Genomic DNA, 20,426 nt, shown 5'->3' on the forward strand with positions numbered 1-20,426 from the left:
ACGCTGAGGATTTGTTCACGATTTTGTCCGTAACATGCGGATGCAGCGGAGAGTGATCGCCGTTGCGGCCCTGCGTCGTAGGGGGAAGCCCGAACTGTTCGAAAAATCAGGTGTCGACGAGGCCGCGTTTGCCACAGAAGAATACTAGACTGTCGTTAGCAACCTGTTTGTTTGACCCGCATGATTCTTGGACGATGAAACGTTTCGCAATCGCTTTCCTTGCTTTCGCATTTGTCTCGGCCGTCGGTTCGTCGGCACTGGCCACTTCACCGACCGGTTGGGACCGAGTCATCGTGCCGACCGGACAGTACCGCCAAACCGTCAAGGCGATGCCGATTGAACAGCGTCCCGGACGACCATTGCACGTTTACGGCAATACGATCCGTTACCGACACCAGGCCGCCAACGGACAAATGCGAGGCAAGCCGTTGCGTCGGATCCTTCTGGGAACCGATCAGTTGCGCGGTATCGGCCGATAGGTAAAACGCATCTAGCCGCCGCGACGATTGCCGTTTTGGGTCCGGTATTGCGGATAATACCCGTCGTAATAGGGCGCGACTGGATACGGGCTGTTTCCACCGGCCGGATAGGGATTGCCCGGGCGATCAAAGACGGGCGGTTGACCGGGGCGGCCGAGTCCGTTGCCCGGACGCTGACCATTGCCCGGACGTTGCCCGCCGGGGCCCGCAGGTCCGACACCGGTTGCGCCAACCGGCGGATAGGGGGCCGGATAGCCGTAGCCCAGATTCAGACCGGCGAACGGTGCACCCCAATTGGCGTATGGCGTACTGTAGGGCCGATACGGGAATCGCCATTCGCCGTAAGGTCGAACGGGATCACCCCAGGTGTCGACGTTGTGATAGTTATCGGCCGACTGGCCATAGGCCAGTGTGCTGCGATAGTGGCGGTACCCGCTGCTGCGATACGTCGGGTCGATTTCCACCGATGGCGTCGCCGTGGGCGCGTACTGAGTGACCCGCTGACCGCTGACGGGGTCATGCGTGTAGGTGCTCGGAAGCGTCAGCCAATCCGTTGCGATGGCCTGTGCGGTCAATAGCATCCATGCGACCACGGGGATCATGTAGCGCATGGACGCCAAGCTAGTTCGCAAAATGAATTGGCGTCGGGAAAATGGCAGGAACGCGGCGAATTTGCCAAGTTCTGCCTCGGCGTAATCCGTCCAATCGTCACCAGCGGACTTTCCATCATCGCCCGTCGAGCGAAGCGTGATGTGGCGAAAGCGACGTGCCGTTACAGCCGTCGCAGCCCGTCTTCGGTCATCGGATTGGGGATTTCGAAATCAATCTGATCGATTCGCTCCAATGTTTCCGCGTCCAAAATCAGGTCGTCCGCTTCCAGAGATTCTTTCAGCTGTGCGACCGAAGTGGCGCCGACGATCGTGCTGGCGACGAAATCGTGCTGCTTGCTCCAGGCCAGAGCCAGGGCGGTGACACTGACGCCCAAGTCCTCGGCGATTTGGCCCAGGCGTCTGGTGGTTTCCAGTGATCGATCATTGACGAATCGCTGGGCCATCCGTTTTTGACGGTCACCGCCGTTTGTCAGGTATTCCGTGAACCGACCGCCGGGCGGCGGCCCATCGTTGTATTTGCCTGTTAGTACGCCGCCGCCCAAAGGCGAATACGGTAACAGTGAAAGGCCTTCTTTACGCAGCACCTGGGCCAGTTCGCTTTCGCAACGGCGATTGATCAGGCTGAAGTTGTTCTGAACGGTTTGGTAGCGATCCAGTCCGTAGGTGTCGGCTTCCCATAGGCTTTTCATCACACCCCAGCTGGTTTCGTTGCTGCAGCCGATGACTCGGACCTTGCCGCTTTGCCGCAATTCAGTCAACGCCGACAACACTTCGTGATACGGCATGCCGTGGTCGGGCCAGTGGATCTGATACAGATCGATGTAATCGGTTTGCAGACGACGCAGCGAAGCTTCGCAGGCACGAATGATCTGGTGCCGGTCGACCGCACAGTGTTCGTTGCGGACCGGCGCGGCGAACCAGCCGTGTGCCGGGCCGGTGACTTTGGTGGCAACGATCACCGCTTCGCGGGTTTGTCGTTTCAACCAGTTGCCAAAGATTTCTTCGGTCTTGCCAACCGTTTCCCGCTTCGGTGGAACGGGATAGATTTCTGCCGCATCAAAAAAGTCGATCCCCGCATCGCGTGCGACGTCACAAATTTCGTGGCTGGTCGATTCATCGCACTGGGAACCGAACGTCATCGTGCCCATGCAGATGTCGGACACGACGATACCGCTGCGGCCGAGTCGTCGTCGTTGCATCGTTGAATATCTCTTGGAAGAACCGTTGTCGAAAAAATGGTCACGCGATCAAGCTGGTGGATCAGCGTTCGCGGAACAGTTCACTGATCGATTGGTCGTGGTGAATCCGCTTGATGGCTTCGGCAAGCAGCGGGGCGACCGACAACTGGACCATACCGGGCAATTGTTTTTCGGCAGGAATCGGAATCGTGTCGGTGACGACGACCGAATCGATCGGGGCTTCCCGCAGGCGATGAATTGCCGGACCGCACAGGACCCCGTGGGTGCAAGCGATGTGGATTTCTTTTGCGCCCGCATCGTGCACCAAGCGCGCCGCACCGCAGATGGAACCGGCGGTACTGATCATGTCGTCAAACATCAATGCGATGCGTCCTTCGACGGGACCACCGATGATGGTCGACTGGCGAACTTCCAGTGCACTGCTGCGACGTTTGTCGATGATTCCCAGCGGGCCACCCAATCGTTTCGCGTGGCCGACGGCGCGTTTGATGCTGCCTTCGTCTGGGCTGACCACGACGATTTCGTCTTCGTCCAGCCCGCGGCTAAGGAAGTGATCGTTCAGCACTGGTGCAGCGTATAGGTGATCCACCGGCACGTCGAAGAAGCCCTGAATTTGGGCCGCGTGCAGGTCCATCGCCAACACGCGATCGGCACCGGCGCGGGTGATCAGATTGGCGATCAGCTTGGCCGTGATCGGCACCCGCCCTTCGTCCTTGCGGTCCTGCCGCGCGTAACCGAAATACGGGATGACCGCGGTGATCCGTTCGGCACTGGCGCGGCGGCAGCAATCGATCATGGTCAACAGTTCGATCAAATGATCGTTGACCGGTGGACATGTGGGCTGGATCAAGAACACGTCGCGTCCGCGCACGTCTTCATCTAGCTTGCAAAAATTCTCTCCGTCGGGAAATTGTCCCAACGAGATCTTGGCCGGCTCCAGGTGCAGGTGCCGGCACAGTTTTTCAGTCAGCGTCGGGTTCGCCCGACCACTAAAGATTTTCAGTTCACGCATAACCCATTGATCGCATCGTTTCGTCGACGATCTGCAGCTCCTGTGGGTTGTTGATCGAAAGAGCTTCGCACGGCTTCAGCACGGGCAAAGCGTCCACCGCCTTGCCCGATTTCCGCAACAGTGCCGGACAATCCGTCAGGTAGTATTCGCCCTGTGCGTTGTCGTTGCTGATCTGTTCCAACGACGACAGCAAGTCGGGGGTTTGGAACAGGTACGTGCTCATGTTCACTTCGGTGATCGCCAACTGTTCCGGCGTGGCGTCTTTGTGTTCGACAATGCCGATAAAGTTGCCGTCTTCGTCACGAACGATGCGACCCAGCCCGGTCGGATCGTCTTTCTTCAACGTGCCCATCAGCAACGACGGCTGCGTTTTAGCGAAGTGATCCAGCAAGGTTTTCAAACTGTCGGATTGAATCAGCGGCGAATCGCCCGCAACCACGATGGTCGGACCGGCTTGCGTCATCAATGCGTCGCGACACATTTGCACCGCGTGGCCGGTCCCCAGTTGTTCGGTTTGTTCCACGAACTCGATCGGGTCTTTGCGACCGCTAAGCTCCTGGCGGACCAGGTCGGCTTGATAGCCAACGACGACGATCTTGCGTTCGATGCCGGCCGCCGACAAAGCGTCCAGCACAAAATGGATCATCGGGCGGTCCACCACGGGGCAAAGCACTTTGGGCAGTTCGCTTTTCATCCGTGTGCCCTTGCCGGCGGCGAGCACGACGGCACAGGGCGAATCCGTTGCAGGCATTGATTGAACCGATCGATTGTTGGGGGCCGAGTGTTCAGTGGTCGATCTTTCGGCCGGTCGCAGCGGATGCCTGCGACGCGGCCGATGGGCCGACATCGTGGTCGGTCGACCGGACATCAGCAAGGCGGGGCAAAGAAGGCCGAACCTGTGTGGTCGGTCCGGTCGCCCAGTAAATGTCGATCAATCGCCTTGGATACGCAGCATTTTCAAGGTCCGGCCTGCGGCGTCGATCTCGAATTTGAACCGCCCCAGATAGCTCATTCCCAGCAGCGGTTGGGCAAATGACGCGGAAGCGTCCAAGACGGCGGCACGGACGTTTTCCGCTTCGAATTGTCCAACCCGCACCGACGGCAACGTGACGCCGCGGGCACCGATCACGCGGCCATCGGCCAACTCCATCCGCATTGCCGGCGCATCGGCGGGAATCTTGATGTCCAATTCGGCGGCTGTTTTCGCCGGCAGACTGATGATCGACGCCCCGCTGTCCAGCACCATCTTGGTCGTCTTGCCGCCGACGGTCACGTTGACGAACAAACCATTGCCTTCGGATTCCAGTTCAATCGTTTCGCGAAACACCTCGGATTCTTCCGCCTCCAGACGACGAAGGACCGGTGCCAGAATCTCGTCGGCCGTCAGTTCGTCAGGGGTATTCAGGTTGCGATGGGTGACCGACAGGGCGATGGACACTTTGCGGTCCTTCAAGCTTTCGGCCAGTGCGTCCCGCAGTTGATCAAAGTCGGCGCGAATCGCCATCACGACTTCCGCATAATCCGATTCGGCTTGATGCAATTGTGACGCTTGCTTGTCCACGTTCAGCTTGGCGTTTTGACGATCGGCCGCCAACTGTTTCGTTTTCGCCGCCGTCGCGTTGATCATTGCGACAATTTTGTTGTGGTCCCGCCCGCTGATGGCCGGGATGGATGCCAGTCGCAAATTGAGTTCGCCATATTGTCGATTCAGCCGAGACAGTTGTTCGACGATCGTGTTTTCGATCAACGTGGCTTGCTGCCAAGCTTGGCGGATTTGCCTGAGCTCACGCCGTTGTTTGGGCAGCCCCGACAAGGCACGCGATATCTCGCCGGCCGACGTGCAAATGATCTGTCGTCCGGAAGGTTTCAGGCCATGCGTGTCCAGGATATCAACGGCCTGGGCCAACACCGCGGGTGAATAGGGTTTCGGTGCAGGGACGTCGGCGGATTGCGAATCCTGGCCATCAGGGTCGGATCGTGACGTGGTTGACGAAGCCTGTGATTCCGTATCACCGGTGCTTTCATTGGAATTGGTTTGTGCAGCGATCGTCACCGGCGGCAATGCGCAGATGCAAAACATCACGGCCAACGACAAACGGCCGATGGTCAAAGCAAAACCCGTAGGCATTGGAAACGTTACGGCGGTCGTGCGTTGGGGAGCGCGGAAGACCATGGATGGATGGGTGGTGGGGCGGAAGGGCGAAGGAAGGTGACGCTGTTGCGGGGGGACGAGACCTCTCTATCGTATGCTGGACGCGGCCGCGATGGGATTAAAAAATGATCAGCAGCGTGGCGGAAGTTTCTGCCGCCCCGATGTACGGGCGACGACCCTGGCGTCGGAACGAACGGCAGCGAACCAATCGAAAGTGGATCGACGGATGGACCGGAAAGAAATTCCAAACGCAAAGAACCGTTCGGCTTCATCGCACCCCATGCCGGCGACCTCACGACGCAGCGTGGTTCGGCGAGACCCGTCGGCAATGACATGTCCCATCTGTGGGACCGGTTTTTTGCTGGATGAGACGCAGGCCCCGCCGTTTTGCAGTGTGCGGTGCAAACAAATCGATTTGGGGCGTTGGTTGGACGAAGAGATCGGGCTGCCCCATGAAGGAGAACCCGATCCCGAAATGCTCGATTGAAACGAGATGCACACTCGAAGGCCGCGAAGAGTTACCGAATCCAGCGACTGGTTTTGGTTAGGCTCTGTTTATCAATTAGTAACCCGAAGCGTCAGCGAGGGGCCGAAGTTTTTCAACAAGAATCCCTCGCTGACGCGTCGGGTTACCGTTTTCATTGGCCTTCGTGTTGATTTGATAAACAGTGCCTAGCAGTCTGTGGCTTCCATCGGTCCGAACGCTGCTATCGCCAGGGTGACGGTTTGCAGAGCGGCGTTTAACGTTTGGGCATCGGAGGATGGGGGCGAATCGGCAGACGCCAAGCCGGGATGTCCCGTTCGACAATCTCGCCATCGGGCATCAGCACAAGAGCGACACGAGCGGTGTTGATTCGCATGGGAAGTTCTTCTTTCTTGGTCAATCGAATTTCGTCGATTTGCAAGATGATCTCGCCGGCGGCGAAATTGACTTTCCCGTACTTCAGGGTCACATCACTGGTGACCAACATACCGGCGCCATCCTCCAGTTCCGGATGAGCCGTACGCAGCACATCTGGCACCGAAAGTAGGTTGTCCCAAAGGTTCGACCACATGGTGCGGCTGGGGTGAATCTGACGTGCCGGCCCAGACCAGCTCCACGAACGCTTGATCTGTCGCACCGTGCTGTCTATCCGAGTCGCGCTGACGGCGTTGGCGCGTTCCGATCTTTTCCTTTCGTTTTGAGGTTCGTCGGCGGTTGCAACGCAGCACAGGCTTAGCAAGATCAAGATGGATCGAATGTGAATCGCCATGGTTGATGTCTCCTGGTGTTACGGTTCAGGGGCGGCTTGAAGAAGGTGGTGAGTTTCGGCAGTGTTGTTCTGCGGCCGTGTTCATTTGGTCGAAGGATCGTTCACGCGTCCGACGAACAGGATGCTTCCCGTTTGGTTGTCACGAATCAGAAAGGCGAACGGCCGATCGACATTGAATGTCGGCGGTGGTGCTGGCACCGACGTGGCTCGGATGCCGCCGACGCCGGTAACCGCGGCTGCAACGGTTCCTTCTTCGTCCACCTGAATGACGGCCTTATGAAGAACGGCAGAAAGTTTGATGCGATCCTGTTTCGTTATTCCCGAGAAATCTGCCGCGTTGGTGAACGCGGTTTCGATTCCCATCTGTTGTAAATGGGGGATCAGGTCGTAACTGCTGCTCAATTCAAACTTCGGAAGGGTCACCAACGTGCGACGTCGTTTCGGACGCTTGGCCAATTGGGTGTTGAGTGTGCTTAGATCCATTTGGTCGATCATGGAGCTCAGCCCGTCGTGGCTATCGGGCAATAAGATCACCATTTCCATGCGACGAATCTTGTCGCCATAAGGCAAAATTCCGATGCGATAGGTGTCGCCATCCATCGTTTGGATACGGATGTTTTTCTGCATCATCGGGACTTCCTTGGTCGTCCCGTCGGCCAGATGAAAGGTACGTGGCCGCGTCCGTTGTTTTGAGAAGGATTCGGACCATGACCCTTTGAAGTAAATGGCACTGGCCAAAAACATCAGCGTGTCTTTGGTAACCGTGTCACGCGACGCTAGCTTGGGAATACGTCCTGCGGTGGCGTCGGAAACCCAATCGTTGATCGCGGCAATGGATTCGTCTTGCTCGTGATGAAAATCGGCGTGCTCGACGCCGGCAAAACGGTCTGCGAGCAGGCTTTCGTACTTGGCACGAATGTCCAAGCCCGAACGCAACCACAGGTTCGATCCCATCGAGATCTCGACGCCCGTTTGGTCTTGGTCGGTCATTTGTTCAATGAACGGGCGGAAAAGCGAATCCGTGTTTTTATCGCGATACAACAAAGACCGAAGTTCCTCCTTGGTCGGACCTTTGGCAGCCGGTTCCAACAAACTGAGTGCCATGTGGATGTTCATCGGGGAACAAAAAATGTTCTTGTCGTCGGCTTTGCACAAACGCCGCAGCATATCGATGCTCAATCGATTCTGTTCCGACACCAAGGGTGATAAATCCATCGGTTCGGGTCGCAGTTCATTCGCGACCGTGCGGGCGGACACGAACGCCAGCGGAATCGATAACAGCAGGGTGATCGCCGCGACGGCCAGCGATCGGCGTTGCAGCCAGCGACAGGTGGTTTGTTTCAAGCTTTGAAGTGACATCATGGTTTCCTATTCAGTAGGCGGACGAACGAGAGAAGAAGAAGCTCAGCAACAACGCGGCGACGAACGGTGAAGCGATGAGCGATGAACACAGCACATCGGCATTACGCCGCGCCGTTTTTAAAAGCCCAAGAACATGGCCGGCATGTCGGCAGCGGGTGTTTGCTTGGGGGGCGTGGATGGTGGATCCGGTTGCACTGTTTTTTCGGGGCGCGAAACCGGCTTTTCGGGACGCGAAATCGGTCGGCCGATGGGGGCCGGCGTGGGAGGCCGTTGGCGAACGATTTTTTGGGTTTGCTGGGTCTGGAACGCTAGGGTCTTGATGGCCGACTGCAATCGTTCGACCAGAGATGATTCAAGCATTTTCAGTGACTGTTCAGCGCTACGGCTGATGCGTGTGGCCTCGTCCAACTGCCGAGACAGTTCCGTCAAACCTTTGGGCGTCGGGATCTCTAGCTTCAGCTTGCTAAGCAGTGGATCAAGCAGCTTGTCGACGATTTTGTTTAGCGGTTTCAGGATGATCCCAGCGATGGCTTGGGGCTTTTCCAGGATTTCGCGAACGCTGAAGCTTTTCGTCTTTCGAGTGATCGGGTTTTTGATTCGAATCGGTTTGGAAATCACGTCATCGATGCGGGCGATCAGTTCTTCGCTGGCTTTCATTTTGTCGCCACTTTGCTGAAGTGATTGATGGACCGTTGCGAAGGCTGCGAACACACTGTCGATCTTTTGAAACAACGATGTGATCAAGCGTGATTGCTGGCCCAACCGTTGGATCGCATCGACGGTTTGATCGACGGAACGGCGATGCTGCGAAGCGGTGAACTCGAGTGTCTGATGAAGTTGGCGATGCGTCGCTGCGATCTCCGTCGCCTGAGAAAGCGAATGCCGGTACACGCCGATGTCGCGACGCAAGGTTGCCAACTTGATGCGGCCGCCGGCAATGGTCTGTCGCAGATCTTTGACACGCTGGCGTGCCGGTTTCAAAACGTCGCGTTCGAATCTGTCCGCCTTCTTGCGAACCTTCGTGATTTGATTCTGCAATCGCTCGACGTTTTTCTTCAGATGACGCGCCGCGGTGCGAACGTGCGGCACCGATTGATAAGGCGTCAAACGATCGGCCAACTTTTTCAATCGACGATCAAAGTCGCGAATCAGGCTGGTCGTTTTGATTCCGACTTTGACTCCTTCGCCGAATCGCCAACCGGATTGGTCCAGGTGGACCAGTTGGGAATCGAATTCGCTGATCTGTGATTGCAATCGACGCAGGTCTGCATCGATCGCAGCACACTGGGGAAAGCGGGGGGAGATCGACGCAGACGCTGGTGCGGGCGACAGGCTGGCCCAGATTCCGCCAATCAGGGTGGCGAGCAGGAGGCTTTTGCGGATCATGCGACCTTGGCGGGGCTTGTGTGCAGCGGGTGACCGAGACCGACGTGGTGTCGATGTCGATCCCTGCGAGAGCCAACGTCGAAAGGTGACAAAGATTAGTGGCGAATTCGGATTTCATCCCCGTCGGGGGCTTGCGCTTCGATTGCCATCGGTGGTGGCCGATTCGTCGCTGATTACAGCGAAAACCGCAGCGTTAGCACGGCGTGGGGCGGAATCTGACCCTGCGATTGATGCTGCGGTCGGGGGGCGAAATTGTGTTCGTGGTCGGTCAACCACGCCGCATCTGGATCGCCGACGCCCGGCCCCGTCACGGTGTAGGGACGGTGGGTGGGCCGGTCGTTGACGATGTGAACGACCATTCGATCGTCGTTGCGGACACACAGGGCTTCCAGGCCGCCGGGCTGTTCGCCATCACCGCCGGCATCCATTTCGATGGGGACACATTGGCCGCCGGCCGGGCTGGTGTTGGCGATCTGCTGGAACACGTAATAGGCCTTGCTGCGCCAGTAACGTTTCTGCGGATATCCTTCGCCCCACTGTGTGCTGATCAAGCCCGATTGGTTCTGGGCCGGGTGCGCCCATTCGAATGCCATCCAGGCCGAACACCCCAAACGCAGCGCGTTGGTCATGTTCCGCCCATATTCCATCGCCGACGCCAAATCAGATTTGGGAGACCGCTGGGCCCACTCGGTCATCCAAATCGGTTGTTGGTCCGACTTGGTGAAGCGTCGTAGTTCCTGGAAACGAACCGGCCAATAACCGCCGGTGTTCCAGTAGTCGTGAACACCCCAGGCGGCCAAGTGATCCAATTGTCCGGACTGTACAAAGTCGGCCAGACGATCGCTGTCCTTTCCGGCGCGGGTGATCGAGCCGGCCCCCAACGTTTCCGGAAAAACGAATCGTGGAAGGTGATCAAATTCATTGTCGGCTTCGATCAATTCGATGATGGCGTTTCGCACCTGGACGTGCGTTTCGGCCAGTTCAGTCAGTGATGTGTAGTGCGTTCCGTCTTGGGTATGAGGCCAATCGGGTTCATTGAATAAGCAGAGATAATCAATCGTGGTCCCCTTCCACTTGGCGTGCTTCAGGAACGCGTAAACGTATTCGGCCATCTCCAGCCGGTATCGATCTCCCTTCTTCAAACCGCCATTACCGGTGGTCGCCTGATTGGTCTTCATCCACGGCGGCGGCGAATAAAGACAAGCGAAGACCTTCAAGTCGGGGTTGCGTTGTTTGGCATTCCACAGAATCCAAAACAGCCGGTCGCATCGCGACCAATCAAAGGCATCATTGTTCAGCGATTGCCAGTCGTCATTGTCATTGGTCGGCTCAAAGTCTGGACGGATCAACGCGTGAACCAATTGTGTGTCCACGTCGCGGAAGCACCAGTCGAACAGATCGTTGCTGATGTTGAATTGGTTGTCATAGAACATGACTCCGGCACCGAGCCCGGTGTAAGGGTGTCCGGTTTGATCGGGGTGAATCCGTAGGGTGACGGGATCGGACGACGCGGGTTCGGTAACTTCCAATGTCACTTCGGTCGCGACATCGCCGGCGGTCAACTGCACGGTGATCGCATCACCAGCGGATTCCGGAATGATCACGAACGGATTGCGTGGTTCGCCCGTGGGGTCTTGGACCAGGGATGCGGACCCCCTGATGTTGACCTGATAGGTTTGTGGATCGGCACTGGACCAGCGATTGCTGCCTTCGTACCGGGCCTGGATGTGGATCAAATTCGGGCCAGCGGCGAACAGCCCGTCATCAGGTTCGGCCACCCGTAGTGCGACGATTTTTTTCGGCGTCTCTTCCGGTGATTCAGCGGAAGCCAATCGCGACGCCGACACTACGGCGACAACAGACAGAAAGACGACGCGGGCCGTCGTGATGTTCATGGGAGTCCCCAAGGAGTGATCGTGATTTTGTTCCCAGTGTAGATCAGTCGGCCGGGCTGTTTTCGAGCCGGCTGTTGGTCGATGCTCCGCTGCGACAGTGGGGCGTCGCGTGGGCAAATGCGTCGGTCAGGCACGGCCAAGACGCCACGGCAACGGGAAACTGGCTTTACACAGGGGGTGGGGATCGGGATAATACGGGGCTTTGAAACCGAAGGCCTTTTCCGCTGTCCGCGGCGGAAAAGGTTTCTTTTTTGTCCGAAAGGAAGGATGGATGCACGAGACCGTTCCCATGACGCGGGAGGGTTACAACCGTTTGAAAGCCGAAATCTCTCGCCTGGAAAACGATGAGCTGCCCGTCATTACCGAAAAGTTGGCTGCCGCCCGCGAGGAAGGCGACCTGAAGGAAAACGCCGAATACCATGCCCAGCGTGAAAACCAGGGCATGCTGATGGCGAAGATCAGCGAGCTGAAAGACAAGGTCGCTCGGGCGTCAATCGTTGATACGTCGCAAATGCCCAAAGACGAGGTCGCTTTTGGCTGCACCGTGACTGTCGAAGACCTGGCCTACGGTGACGAAGAAGAGTTCACCCTGGTGGGCACCGGCGACGAAGATTACGACACGAACAAGATCCTGGTGACCAGCCCGCTGGGCCAAGGACTGATCGGCAAAAAGGTTGGTGATACCGCGGAAGTCGAAGCGCCGGCCGGCATGCTGAAGTTCAAGATCCTGAAGATCGAGTACGAATCCTAGCCGCTTAAAAATCTTTCACGGGCGTTTTCGCCGTCACGTCAAAAAGGGCTCCGAGGTCGCAATGACCGCGGAGCCCTTTTGCATTGGACTATGGGAGGACGCTTCGGTTCGATGACCGATCCGGTGCTAGCGGGCGACCGGTTCGATGTTGGTGGTGATGTCAAAGCCCATGTCGCGGATCATGTCATAATCGACTTGCGGCGGTTGTCCCTTGGTCGTCAGGTAATCGCCGACAAACAGGCTGTTGGCCACATACAGACCCATCGGCTGCATGTGACGCAAGTGGATTTCGCGGCCGCCAGCGATGCGGATTTCACGATCCGGATTGACGAACCGGAACATCGCCAACGCCTTCAAGCAGTCGTTGGGCGACATCGCTTGGGTGCCTTCCAGCGGAGTGCCGTCGATCGCATTCAGAATGTTCAGCGGGATTGAATGCACGCCCAGATCTTTTAGGTCAAACGCCATCTGCACGATGTCGTCGTGGGATTCACCCATCCCGATGATCCCACCGCTGCACATTTCCATTCCCGCGTCGCGAACGTTTTGCAGGGTTTGCTTGCGGTCTTCGTAGGTGTGCGTCGAACAGATGTGACCGTAATAGTTTTCGCTGGTGTTCAGGTTGTGGTTGATGCGATCAACACCGGCGGCGAACAAACGATCGGCTTGTTCGCGGTCCAGCAGCCCGAGGCTGGCGCAAATGTCCAAGTCATACTTGGCTTTGATTTCCGGCACGATGGATTCGACCGCGTTCATTTCACGCTCGTTCGGGCCGCGAGCGGAGATGACCAGGCAATAGGTCTTCGCACCCCGTTCGTGCGCCAGCTTGGCCGCTTCCATCAAGCGATCACGCTGCAGAATGTTGTACTTGGGAACCGGCGCGTTGCTGACCTTGGACTGGCTGCAGTAGCTGCAGTCTTCCGGGCACAAGCCGCTTTTCGCGTTCATCAGAAAGTACAGCTGGACGGTACGGCCGAAATGCTTTTGGCGGATCCGGAAACCGGCGGCCATGATCGCCGGGACGTCTAGGTCCGACGCGCTGACGATCGCCAACGCGTCTTCACGGCTGATCGTTTCGCCGGCCAGCACCGACGAGGCCAGTGAGTCATAGAAACCGGGTTCCGCCATCGGCTTGGCGTTGATCGCCACGTCGGAATCGGTGGAAACGGGAGGCAGGGTCTCCGGGGTGGCCGCGTCGGTGGTCGACATGATCTATCGGGCTCGCTGAATTCGATGAACAGGATCGGGGACGCCGTCCTTGACGCGATTTCCGTGGCGCGACCGGACTTTTGGGTCCGCAAAAAGCGGATTCGTATCGGTCGGCCCCTCGCATCGGGCGGGCTTTTGCATCTGCGGTGCAGATCGTTCAACATGGTGGCCCTTGGCCGACAATTCAGCAAGAGCGGCCGACCGCCGCGTACCCATTTGTGAACCGTCTGCGTTGGATCCCACCGAACCTGATCGAAGTCCCCAAATGGGGCCCCAAGCTTGGACATTGCGTCTGGGGTGTCTGGCCGAACTGGCATCGGCGTCCGCTCCGGCGTCCGCGTCGAATCGTCCTTTGGGCCGCGGCGACCGAGTTTTGGTGCGGACATCGCGGGGTGTGGAGCTGGGGGAACTGGTGTCGCCGGTGAGGTGGAATTTCCTACAAGGGCGTCAAGGTGGGCCCTCGCCGCAGATACTGCGCCGCACCACACCCCAGGACGAATTGCTGATTCGACGGTTGGATCGGCATCGATGCGAAGCGGTGGAGGCTTGTCGCGACGCAATCCGATCGGCAGGGATCGTGGCGACGCTGTTGGACGTCGATCACTTGTTCGACGGCGGGACGCTGTTGCTGCATTTTCTGGGCGACGTTCCCGAGCAGATCGACGCGATCACCGGCGACATTGTGCGACAATATGAAGCAGTGGTTCGCACCGGTGAATTTGCCGAATTGCTGGAAACCGGATGCGGTCCGGGGTGCGGCACCGACGCCGCCAAAGGTTGCGTCGGTTGCGTGTCCTGTGCCGCCCATGCGGCCTGTCGCACGGCCCGCTGAATTGGCGTTGGCGCGAGACGCCGATTCGTCAGGGTTTGATGACGAAGTTGACCAGACGCCCGGGCACGGCGATTTTCTTGACGACCGTTTTCCCGTCCACCAGCGACTGGACTTTGTCGTCGTCCAACGCGGCTTGGATCATGTCGTCCGGTTTGGCGTCGGCGGGGACCTTGATCTTCGTCTTCACCTTGCCGTTCAGTTGGACCGGGATCTCGATCGTTGATTCGCGGATCGCATCTTCGTCCCAGGTCGGCCAGGTGGCATGGGCGATCGAATCATCGTGACCCAGGCGGTTCCAAAGTTCTTCGGCCAAGTGCGGGGCATAGGGCGACAACAGAACGAGGAACGAATTCATCGCTTCGATCGGTCGTTCGTCTTGGCGGGTGAAGAAGTTGGTGAACTCCATCATCCGTGCGATTGCCGTGTTGAAGCTGAGCCCTTCGGTGTCTTCGGTCACCTTTTTGATCGTCTGGTGAAGGACACGGTTCTGTTCTTCGTTGCAGGGCTGGTCGACCAATTCGGCACACAGTTGATCGTCATCGGATTTCGCATCCACGATCATTCGCCAAACGCGATCCAAGAAGTTTCGCACACCGCCGACGCCGGACATGTTCCAGGGCTTGGTGGCTTCGAGCGGTCCCATGAACATTTCATACAGACGCAGCGAGTCGGCACCGTATTCACGCACCACCGCGTCAGGGTTGACGACATTGCCACGACTCTTGGACATCTTGTCGGCTTTGGCGATGACTTCGATGTCGGTTCCTTTGACGTACAACTTGCCTTTGCGTTTTTCCGTCGCATCATCGTCAAGGTCGTGGCCGTCGGTGCTTCGCAACACCAAAGTCTTGTCGTCTTCTTTGCCTCGCACCGCTTCGATGCCGACGTCGGCCAGAGTTTTCTGGTGCTGTTGGGCCTGATCTTCGCTCAAGTGAAATTGTGCTTGGCCCAAGATCATGCCTTGGTTGACCAGCCGTCCGAACGGTTCGGCGCAGGTCACGTGTCCGCGGTCGTACAAGACCTTGTGCCAGAACCGGGCGTACAACAGGTGCAGCACGGCGTGTTCGGCACCGCCCACGTACAGGTCGACGGGCATCCAAGCCTTTTCCAGCTCGGGGTCGATCATGCATTGGTCATTTTTCGGATCGATGTACCGCAGGTAGTACCAGCAAGATCCCGCCCACTGGGGCATGGTGTTGGTTTCGCGTCGGAAACGCCGTCCGTCCAATTCGACGATCAACCAGTCGTCGTCGGCCTTGGCCAGCGGCGGTTCGGGGCGGCCGTGGGGTTTGAAGTCTTCCAATTCCGGCAGCGTCACCGGCAAGTCTTCGGCCGGCACGGTGCGTTTGCGGCCGGTCAGTTCGCCGGCTTCGTCAATTTCATGAAGCACGGGGAACGGTTCGCCCCAGAAACGCTGGCGGCTGAACAACCAATCGCGAAGCTTGTAATTGACCGCGGCTCGGCCCAGGTGATCGCCGTCCAGCGATTCGGTCACGGCCTTCTTCACTTGGTCTGTCGTCTGGCCATCAAACGGGCCGCTGTTGATCGCCACACCGGTGGCCGAGAAACAGGCTTTGCCGGCCAAGATGGCTTCGCGTCGGGGATCATCGTCATCGGGCCCGACGACGGGAATCACGGGCAAGTCGAATGCTTGGGCAAACTCAAAATCGCGTTCATCGTGCGCCGGGACCGCCATGATCGCGCCCGTTCCGTAACCGGCCAAAACATAGTCGGCGACCCAGATCGGAATGGGCTTTCCGTTGACCGGGTTGATCGCGTGCGATCCGGTGAAGACGCCGGTTTTGTTCTTGTCGCCTTCGGTGCGTTCTCGATCACTTTTGAAGGAGGCTTGTTCGCAATACTTTTTGACTTGCTGCGATTGATCTTCGGTGGTCAATCGTTCCAGCATCGGATGCTCCGGTGCAACGACCATGTACGTCGCGCCGAACAGGGTGTCGGGCCGAGTCGTGTAGACGCGCAGGGCATCGGTGGGGTCCGTCGGAAAGCCCGACGCGCCACGTTCGGCTTTCCAAGCGTCGAACTGGTCGGCCGGGCCGATGAAGAAATCGACTTCCGCGCCGGTGCTGCGTCCGATCCAATCCTGCTGCAGTTTTTTGATGCCGACGGGCCAGTCCAAGTCGTCCAGGCCGGACAACAGTCGTTCGGAATAGGCCGTGATTCGCAACATCCACTGACGCAGCGGAATACGTTTGACCGGATAGCCGCCACGTTCGCTTTTGCCATCGATCACTTCTTCGTTGGCCAACACGGTTCCCAACTCGGGACACCAATTCACCAACGCGTCGTCTTGATAGGCCAGACGATGATCGTCCTGGTACGATTCGATCGCCGCATCACCTTGGGCGGCGATTTCCGCTGGGATCGGCAATTCGGAAATCGGACGACCCTTTTGTTGTTCGTCGTCGAACCAGGTGTCGTACAGGACCAGAAAGATCCACTGGGTCCAACGGAAATAGTCTTCGTCGGTTGTCGCGACGACCCGATCCCAGTCGTAGCTGAAACCCAGCATCTTCAGCTGGCGTGTGAAGTTGTCGATATTCCGTTGCGTCTGGATCCGCGGATGCTCGCCGGTGCTGATTGCGTGTTCCTCGGCGGGCAATCCGAACGAATCGAAACCGATCGGGTGCAGCACGCTTTCGCCGCGCAGACGCGCGAACCGTGAAACAATGTCCGTCGCCGTGTAGCCTTCGGGGTGACCGACGTGCAGACCGTCGCCGCTGGGATAGGGGAACATGTCCAGCACGTAGCGTTTGGTCCCGCCGGGCAAACGTGGCGTGGCGAACGTGCGATGGGTCTGCCAGTATTCTTGCCAGCGGGGTTCGATTTCGGCGGGGTTGTAACGCGGCATCGGTATCGCAGTCGAGTCGTCGGGAAAGAGGGGATCACGGCGGAGCGCCAGCATCGCCGCCATCGCCCGGGACAAAGGATTCGGCGGGCTGGGCAACGCCAGGGCATCGCGAGGCGGGATTCTAGGACAACGTCGTGGAAGCTTCCATGACCGGGCAATCGCCGACGGGGGACCTACGTGTCACCGCAATCGACGTTGACAGCGGTCCGCGGCGGCTGTTATCCCGCGATTGACGACCGGATCCGTCCCCCTTTCAGCGATCCCTTTGTGGCCAAATCGGCGAACCTGCCGGAGACATGTTCACACAGGCGGTCGTGCTGTTGACCGACGTTTGTGACCGCCCGCCGGATGTGAAGGTTCGGCAGCGACGGATCCCCCCACCGACCAACCAGGCTTCATCGCCAGCGTTCTTTTTGCGGGAAAAGGACGCCATCCGTGCCTGTCAAAGGTTTCGCAGCCGCGTGACCTTTGGTGTACGGACGTGTCAGGATCACCGCGCGACGATTACTGGGTCAATCGTCTCGACAATGACCTGCGGCGATGAAGTCACGACGCACCGGGGTGCGCTACGACGTGCCCCGGTGCGGGGATACAATCGCCAGCATGCCGACCAACGATCCCCAGCGCGAAGCCGCGACTGACGACGCAGCGTCTGACGAACAAGTCAACGCCGATGCAGCCACCGACGTCGAAAACGGAACCGACCAAGATCCCGCTTCGCCGGGTGTCCAAGGTGATTCGGTGTCTGACCCCGCCGATGACGTCCTGCCAGGCGATGACACGGGTTTGGACGACGCTCCGCCGGTGACCGTCCAGGATGAACGACGGCGTCGACGCCGAAAGAAACAGTTGGCTGTGGCCGTCGCAGTGATCGCGGCGGTGATTGCTGTGGTCGTGTTCTGGGGCGGCGAATCGCTGGACGTGATGCCCGAGACGACTGAGGAAGTTCCCGCGGCCCAGCGATTTCACGCTCTGGTTGAACAGATTCGTGCCGATGAACTGCAGTCGATCCACGTGACCGAATATGAGGTCACCGACGCGATGTGCCAGCAATTGCGGGGCTTGGACAGTTTGCAACACGTGATCTTTGACCAAGGCAGCATTGGTGACGAAGGCTTGGCGGCGATCGCTTCGCTGCCCAAGCTGCAGCACGTCCGCTTGCGGTTGTCGCCGATCACCGACAAAGGCTTGGCGTCGCTGACCGAATGTTCCGATCTGTGGCTGATCAATCTGCCGCACAGCCGGGTGACGGCCGACGGCGTCGCTCAACTTGGCAAACTTCCGCGGTTAAGACAGCTGCGTTTGGGAACCGATCGAGCGGGCAATGACATTTGCCGCGCGATCGCCGGTTTGACTTCGCTGCGCGGCATTCATCTGATCGGCATCGGGGTGACCGACGAAGGCATGAAGTTGATGGCGGAAATGCCCTACCTAGAATCGCTGTATTTGGACGATTCCGCGGTGACCGATGTCGGATGGCAATGGTTGTTCGACACCAAGCCGCAATTACACGTGCACGTCGATCAGCAGCACCACGATCGCGACCCCCACGCCCATCGCCACGACTGATCGATGACCGGCCGTCGCGTCGAATCCCATTCGCACAGACTTGGATCGACGCGACCGAACCGTCATGATTGGCGGCATGAATGCGAAAGCCCCCCACGCCGATCGTTTGCGCTCGTTGCGTCAGTCCTTCGAAACGCACCAGATCGATGCGTTGTTGGTGACCGACGAGATCAACGTCGGCTATTTGTCCGGGTTCACCGGTGACAGTTCTTACCTGTTGGTCGGCACCGGCGAAGCGACGCTGTTGAGCGACCGGCGATACGAAACACAGATCGCCCAGGAGTGTCCCGATTTGGCCGCCGCGGTTCGGCCGCCCTCGCAATCAATGCCGGACTTGCTGGCGGAGGTTTTGGCCGGATCCTGTTACCGTCGCGTCGGCGTCGAATCATCCAGCGTCACGTTGGCCCAGTGGGACGCTTGGCAAGACCGATTGGCCGATGCCTCGCCGTCGATCCAGTGGGTGCCGACCGCGGGCGTGGTCGAAGCGTTGCGGCAAATCAAAGACGAATTCGAAATTGGTCGAATCCGCCAATCCATCGACATCGCCGAACGGGCGTACGTTTCGGTGACCAGCCGTTTGACGTCACGGATGACCGAACGCGAAGTCGCCCATGACTTGGAATCCGTGATGCGGACCTTGGGGGCATCGGGGGTCAGTTTTGAACCCATCGTCGGTGCCCAGCCCAGTGGTGCCCTGCCCCATTATCGGCCCGATGCGGTGCCGCTGGGCGATGCCCCGACGCTGTTGATCGACTGGGGGGCTTTTTATCAGGGCTATGCCAGCGATCTGACGCGGACGCTGCATCGTGACGCCGCCAGCGACGCGTTTCGTCGCGCCTACGATGTGGTCCTGGCGGCTCAATTGGCGGCCATCGAACGCATTGGCAACGGCGTCGCGGCCAGCGACGTCGATGCGGCTGCCCGCAATGTGATCGAAGCGGCGGGGATGGGCGACGCGTTCAAGCATGGGCTGGGGCACGGAATCGGGCTGCAGATCCACGAATCCCCCCGGATGGCGTCGGTCAGCCCGCAGGTGTTGTCCAGCGGGATGGTCGTCACGGTCGAACCCGGTGTCTATTTCGAAGGCGAATTCGGCATCCGAATCGAAGATGACGTCTTGGTGACTGATTCCGGGTGCGAAGTGCTAACGCGACTGCCCAAGGGCCTCGATGATTGTCGGCTGATTCTGTAAAGTCTGCGATCTGATCTTTTGGGGCCACAGCGCCGATACTGTTTCGCCACCGGAGCCCAAAGGGGCTGGGGCGGCCCGGTCGGGGCACCCACCACGAAGCCTCGCGCTGCTGAAAATCATCCGTGGCTTTTCCCGTCACCTCCGCGATAGAACGATAAAGAATGAGCAAGGGAGAAAAGTCAAACACCGGCGTGTTTGACATCGATCGCATCCGTCAAATCGTCCAGTTGATGGAACAGCACGAGCTTGGCGAAGTCGATCTTCAGCAAGGCGACGAAAAAATCAAACTGTGCCGTGGGGTTGCCCCGGCTGCCGTGCCCGTTGCTGCACCGGCACCGGTCGCGGCTGCACCGGTCGCGGCTGCACCGGCCGCGGCGCCTGCCGATGCATCGGCCGACACGTCGGGCACGATCACGATCAACGCGCCGATGGTGGGTACTTTCTATTCACGCCCCAATCCCGAATCGGAAGCGTTCGTCAAAGTCGGCACGGTGGTCAGCCCCGATACGGTGTGTTGCATTGTCGAAGCGATGAAGGTCTTCAACGAAATCCCCGCCGAATGCAGCGGCAAGATCGTCGAAGTGTTGGCCCAAGACCAACAAGCCGTCGACTTTGGCAAACCGTTGTTCCGTGTCCAGCCGCTGGACGGTTGAAG

Annotated in this window: 18 protein-coding genes; 7 read left to right on the forward strand and 11 right to left on the reverse strand. The window is 58.6% G+C overall.

The features are described from left to right. The first annotated feature begins 194 nt into the window (after window positions 1-194). Window positions 195-479, forward strand: a complete 285-nt coding sequence (locus HFP54_RS03680; RefSeq protein WP_235951220.1) for a hypothetical protein — start codon at window positions 195-197, stop codon at window positions 477-479. Window positions 480-490: 11 nt separating this feature from the next. Here the strand turns inward: HFP54_RS03680 and HFP54_RS03685 are convergent, their stop codons facing one another. The 5 genes from HFP54_RS03685 to HFP54_RS03705 form a co-directional block, all read right to left on the reverse strand. After that, window positions 491-1,090: a hypothetical protein gene (locus HFP54_RS03685; protein WP_168564065.1), complete on the reverse strand. Its 600-nt coding sequence runs from the start codon at window positions 1,088-1,090 to the stop codon at window positions 491-493. A gap of 161 nt (window positions 1,091-1,251) precedes the next feature. Beyond that, a complete protein-coding gene (locus tag HFP54_RS03690) occupies window positions 1,252-2,289 on the reverse strand; it encodes an aldo/keto reductase (RefSeq protein ID WP_146412616.1) in 1,038 nt (345 codons plus the stop codon). Window positions 2,290-2,350: 61 nt separating this feature from the next. After that, entirely contained in the window at window positions 2,351-3,301 is a 951-nt protein-coding gene (locus tag HFP54_RS03695) for a ribose-phosphate diphosphokinase (protein WP_145300530.1), read from the reverse strand. Further along, the gene (locus HFP54_RS03700; RefSeq protein ID WP_146412619.1) at window positions 3,294-4,052 is read right to left on the reverse strand and encodes a sugar phosphate nucleotidyltransferase; all 759 of its coding nucleotides are present in this window, start codon (window positions 4,050-4,052) and stop codon (window positions 3,294-3,296) included. Before HFP54_RS03700 ends, HFP54_RS03695 begins: the two co-directional genes overlap by 8 nt. Before the next feature lie 180 nt (window positions 4,053-4,232). Continuing rightward, window positions 4,233-5,429 (reverse strand): retropepsin-like aspartic protease family protein, encoded by a 1,197-nt coding sequence (locus HFP54_RS03705; RefSeq protein ID WP_168564066.1) that lies wholly within the window; start codon window positions 5,427-5,429, stop codon window positions 4,233-4,235. A gap of 352 nt (window positions 5,430-5,781) precedes the next feature. Between HFP54_RS03705 and HFP54_RS26320 the strand changes: the two genes are divergently transcribed. Beyond that, window positions 5,782-5,940, forward strand: a complete 159-nt coding sequence (locus tag HFP54_RS26320; RefSeq protein WP_145305009.1) for a DNA gyrase inhibitor YacG — start codon at window positions 5,782-5,784, stop codon at window positions 5,938-5,940. Window positions 5,941-6,193: 253 nt separating this feature from the next. Here HFP54_RS26320 and HFP54_RS03715 read toward each other — a convergent pair whose 3' ends face one another. The 4 genes from HFP54_RS03715 to HFP54_RS03730 form a co-directional block, all read right to left on the reverse strand. Then, window positions 6,194-6,706, reverse strand: a complete 513-nt coding sequence (locus tag HFP54_RS03715; RefSeq protein WP_168564067.1) for a hypothetical protein — start codon at window positions 6,704-6,706, stop codon at window positions 6,194-6,196. Between the two features lie 81 nt (window positions 6,707-6,787). Next, window positions 6,788-8,068 carry a serpin family protein gene (locus tag HFP54_RS03720; RefSeq protein ID WP_168564068.1) on the reverse strand — a complete coding sequence of 427 codons (1,281 nt, stop codon included), beginning with the start codon at window positions 8,066-8,068 and terminating at the stop codon, window positions 6,788-6,790. A 117-nt stretch (window positions 8,069-8,185) separates the two neighbouring features. Next, the gene (locus HFP54_RS03725) at window positions 8,186-9,454 is read right to left on the reverse strand and encodes a hypothetical protein (protein ID WP_168564069.1); all 1,269 of its coding nucleotides are present in this window, start codon (window positions 9,452-9,454) and stop codon (window positions 8,186-8,188) included. Between the two features lie 173 nt (window positions 9,455-9,627). After that, window positions 9,628-11,349 (reverse strand): glycoside hydrolase, encoded by a 1,722-nt coding sequence (locus HFP54_RS03730; protein WP_168564070.1) that lies wholly within the window; start codon window positions 11,347-11,349, stop codon window positions 9,628-9,630. A gap of 271 nt (window positions 11,350-11,620) precedes the next feature. Between HFP54_RS03730 and greA the strand changes: the two genes are divergently transcribed. Further along, on the forward strand, window positions 11,621-12,100 hold the full coding sequence (gene greA / locus HFP54_RS03735; RefSeq protein WP_146412632.1) for a transcription elongation factor GreA: 480 nt from the start codon (window positions 11,621-11,623) through the stop codon (window positions 12,098-12,100). A 126-nt stretch (window positions 12,101-12,226) separates the two neighbouring features. Here the strand turns inward: greA and bioB are convergent, their stop codons facing one another. Further along, window positions 12,227-13,228: a biotin synthase BioB gene (gene bioB, locus HFP54_RS03740; RefSeq protein WP_390656518.1), complete on the reverse strand. Its 1,002-nt coding sequence runs from the start codon at window positions 13,226-13,228 to the stop codon at window positions 12,227-12,229. 346 nt (window positions 13,229-13,574) lie between these two features. Between bioB and HFP54_RS03745 the strand changes: the two genes are divergently transcribed. Beyond that, window positions 13,575-14,141, forward strand: coding sequence for a hypothetical protein (locus HFP54_RS03745; protein WP_235951221.1), 567 nt, complete (start codon window positions 13,575-13,577; stop codon window positions 14,139-14,141). 28 nt (window positions 14,142-14,169) lie between these two features. On the opposite strand, the gene leuS is transcribed toward HFP54_RS03745, so the two are convergent. Then, window positions 14,170-17,010 carry a leucine--tRNA ligase gene (gene leuS, locus HFP54_RS03750; protein WP_168564072.1) on the reverse strand — a complete coding sequence of 947 codons (2,841 nt, stop codon included), beginning with the start codon at window positions 17,008-17,010 and terminating at the stop codon, window positions 14,170-14,172. Window positions 17,011-17,613: 603 nt separating this feature from the next. On the opposite strand from leuS, the gene HFP54_RS03755 reads away from it, so the two are divergent. From HFP54_RS03755 to accB, 3 genes are all read left to right on the forward strand, one after another. After that, window positions 17,614-18,579, forward strand: a complete 966-nt coding sequence (locus HFP54_RS03755) for a leucine-rich repeat domain-containing protein (RefSeq protein ID WP_168564073.1) — start codon at window positions 17,614-17,616, stop codon at window positions 18,577-18,579. A 76-nt stretch (window positions 18,580-18,655) separates the two neighbouring features. After that, window positions 18,656-19,771 carry a M24 family metallopeptidase gene (locus tag HFP54_RS03760; RefSeq protein WP_168564074.1) on the forward strand — a complete coding sequence of 372 codons (1,116 nt, stop codon included), beginning with the start codon at window positions 18,656-18,658 and terminating at the stop codon, window positions 19,769-19,771. Between the two features lie 161 nt (window positions 19,772-19,932). Continuing rightward, entirely contained in the window at window positions 19,933-20,424 is a 492-nt protein-coding gene (accB, locus tag HFP54_RS03765; RefSeq protein WP_168564075.1) for an acetyl-CoA carboxylase biotin carboxyl carrier protein, read from the forward strand. Window positions 20,425-20,426: the final 2 nt, after the last annotated feature.

Origin of the sequence: Crateriforma spongiae (assembly GCF_012290005.1) — a bacterium.
Lineage (GTDB): Bacteria > Planctomycetota > Planctomycetia > Pirellulales > Pirellulaceae > Crateriforma > Crateriforma spongiae.